At 59.3% G+C, this 2,317-nt stretch carries 4 protein-coding genes; all 4 read left to right on the forward strand.

What is annotated here, in order from left to right; translation table 11 throughout:
- Positions 1–307: 307 nt before the first annotated feature.
- Positions 308–448 carry a hypothetical protein gene (locus VJ369_RS00495; RefSeq protein WP_324090203.1) on the forward strand — a complete coding sequence of 47 codons (141 nt, stop codon included), beginning with the start codon at positions 308–310 and terminating at the stop codon, positions 446–448.
- 115 nt (positions 449–563) lie between these two features.
- Positions 564–848, forward strand: a complete 285-nt coding sequence (locus VJ369_RS19120; protein ID WP_414652599.1) for a helix-turn-helix domain-containing protein — start codon at positions 564–566, stop codon at positions 846–848.
- A gap of 118 nt (positions 849–966) precedes the next feature.
- A complete protein-coding gene (locus VJ369_RS00500) occupies positions 967–1,575 on the forward strand; it encodes a transposase (protein ID WP_324090204.1) in 609 nt (202 codons plus the stop codon).
- Positions 1,576–2,003: 428 nt separating this feature from the next.
- A partial coding sequence (locus VJ369_RS00505; RefSeq protein WP_324090205.1) for a carboxymuconolactone decarboxylase family protein occupies positions 2,004–2,317 on the forward strand: 314 nt, incomplete at its 3' end.

Consider the following 2,317-nt stretch of genomic DNA (forward strand, 5'->3'; position numbering starts at 1 on the left):
GATGTGATGCGGCTCGCAAGGGATCAATGCCGTTTTCGTGCAACCTTTAAGTACAGCGTCGAGGCACATTCCATCGATTTTAGTGGTAACGTCCTGAGACCTGCACGATGGTCTTGAGATTTCAATGTGTTACCCTCATTCTGGCGGCTCCAGTGCACGACGTGTCGTGCGGTGTTCACGGTGCTGCCCCACTTCGTCCTCCGCCATCGCCTCCCCGGTCGGCACGGCCTTGCGCACACAGTTCCACCCACTGCTCTACACAGCACGCCAGCGCAAAGGCCTGCGCGTATGTGCGCTGGGCTAGAGAGTGCGCCACTTTGTGGACCATGTCACCACCACGGTAGGAGCGGCTAATGGCACGCGCGTGCGACACTGGTTCCAGAAGGTCGCCTGGTACGCGGTGCTCGCAGACCCGCAGATGCAAGTGACCAGCACGCTGTTAGACTAGATGTCCATTTCGTAAATCCGTCGTCAGTCTTTTTGCTGGACAAAGGGAGCACTTGGAGGGCATGCTAACGTGATGTCAAGGCCTATTTCTCTCCCTTCCCCTCAGGAGTGCTCCCATGCCTGTGCCTTTTGCGTGTCCAGTGAGGTTAACGGACGATGAACGCCAACGTTTGGAGTCCCTCGCGCGTGCCCATTCCACCCCCCAAGCCCTGGCCTTTCGTTGTCGCCTCATCCTACGTGCAGCTGCTCCAGACGCTCCGCCGAATCTCCGGGTGGCGGCTGACATGCACTGTCACCGCCAGACCGTCGGCCTCTGGCGCACCCGGTACCTTGAGCACGGGCTGGCCGGTTTGCAGGATGCGCTGCGCCCAGGTCGGCCGCGGCGCTTTTCCCCCCTCTGAGCGTATCGATGTCCTGTCGATCGCCACGAGTACGCCCGCCGATTACCACTGCCCCGCGACACGGTGGAGTCTCGATGACATGACAGCTGCCCTCCGTGACCACACTCGGACCCGGGCGATGAGCCGCTCCACTCTCTGGCGGATTCTCGACGATGCTGACCTCAAACCGCATCGGAGCGTGTCCTGGCTCAATAGCCATGACCCTGCATTCGAGGCCAAGGCCCGGGACATCTGCCACCTGTATGTCAACGCCCTGCGTTTCTATCAGCACGGTCGTCTCGTTATCTGTGTGGACGAAAAGACGGGCATGCAGATTCTCCAGCGCGCCCATCCTACGCAATTAGCCCAACCGGGCAAGCCGGAGAAACGTGAGCACGAGTACATCCGCCATGGGGTGCGGGTGCTGATTGCCTCCTTTGTCGTGCCGACCGGCCAGGTGCTGTGGCATCTTGGTCCGACAAGAACCAGTGAGGACTTTGCTGCGCATCTGGCCAACGTCGTCCGCCAACTACCAGCCATGCAACACTATGACTGGGTGGTCGACAATCTCCATACGCACTGGAGCCTGGAGGTCTGCCGCGTCGTGGCAGCGTGGTGCGATCTCCCCTTCGTCCCCAAGGGACTCCAACGAGGGGTGCAGCGGCGCGCGTTCTTGAGCGATCCGACGCATAAGCATGTACTGCATTTCACGCCCAAACATGGGGCGTGGCTCAATCAGGTCGAATGATGGTTTGGGGTGCTGGCTCGCCGTTTTCTCAAGCGCGGGGACTTTTGTTCGGTCGACGACTTTGAGGCGCAGCTGCTTGATTACCTGGATGTGTACAACACCCATTATGCGCATCCGTATCGATGGACCTATACCGGGCAACCGTTGGTCCGAGCCACGCCCTTCAGTCAAACCCGCCGGCAACAGCGGCAGGGACGGGCCTGGTTTAGCCCTCGCCCCCACTGTTTTGAACGTGCTTTGTACCCCCCTCGACCGTATACACGGGCTACAGCTCAACTGACGATGAACTTATGAAATGGACATCTAGAGATCCTTGCCATCTCTGGCTTCGCCGCAATGTATGGAGGCCCATCTGGTATTCTGATAAGATAAGCTCAACTCTGTCAGAGCAAGGCGGGACGTGTACGAAGTGCAGAAGGAGGAGAGTTATGGCACGGCTACCTGTAGTCACGCGTGATCAAGTCCCAGAACAATTTCGTGAGGCGTTCGACGAGATGACTGCTGAAAGTGGCGGAACAATCACCTCCGGTCCGGGGTCGATTACCATCAACAGCCCAGAGATGGCCCGTCGACGCAACCATGTGACCCATTACCTGCGGTACGAGACGACTTTTCCCAAGAACATCCAGGAACTGGCCATCATCACCACAGCTCGGGCCATGGACTGCCCCTATGTCTGGAACGCGCATGCGCCCGCTGCCCGCCGGGCCGGGGTAAGCGACGCCTTGATTGACGCACTGCG

It is taken from the genome of Glutamicibacter sp. (assembly GCF_035257265.1).
Lineage (GTDB): Bacteria > Actinomycetota > Actinomycetes > Actinomycetales > Micrococcaceae > Glutamicibacter.

Excerpts from the sequence above, each read along its gene's own strand:
- VJ369_RS00500 (WP_324090204.1), top strand. The coding sequence starts at position 967 with ATGAGCCGCTCCACTCTCTGGCGGATTCTCGACGATGCTGACCTCAAA.
- VJ369_RS19120 (WP_414652599.1), top strand. The coding sequence starts at position 564 with ATGCCTGTGCCTTTTGCGTGTCCAGTGAGGTTAACGGACGATGAACGC.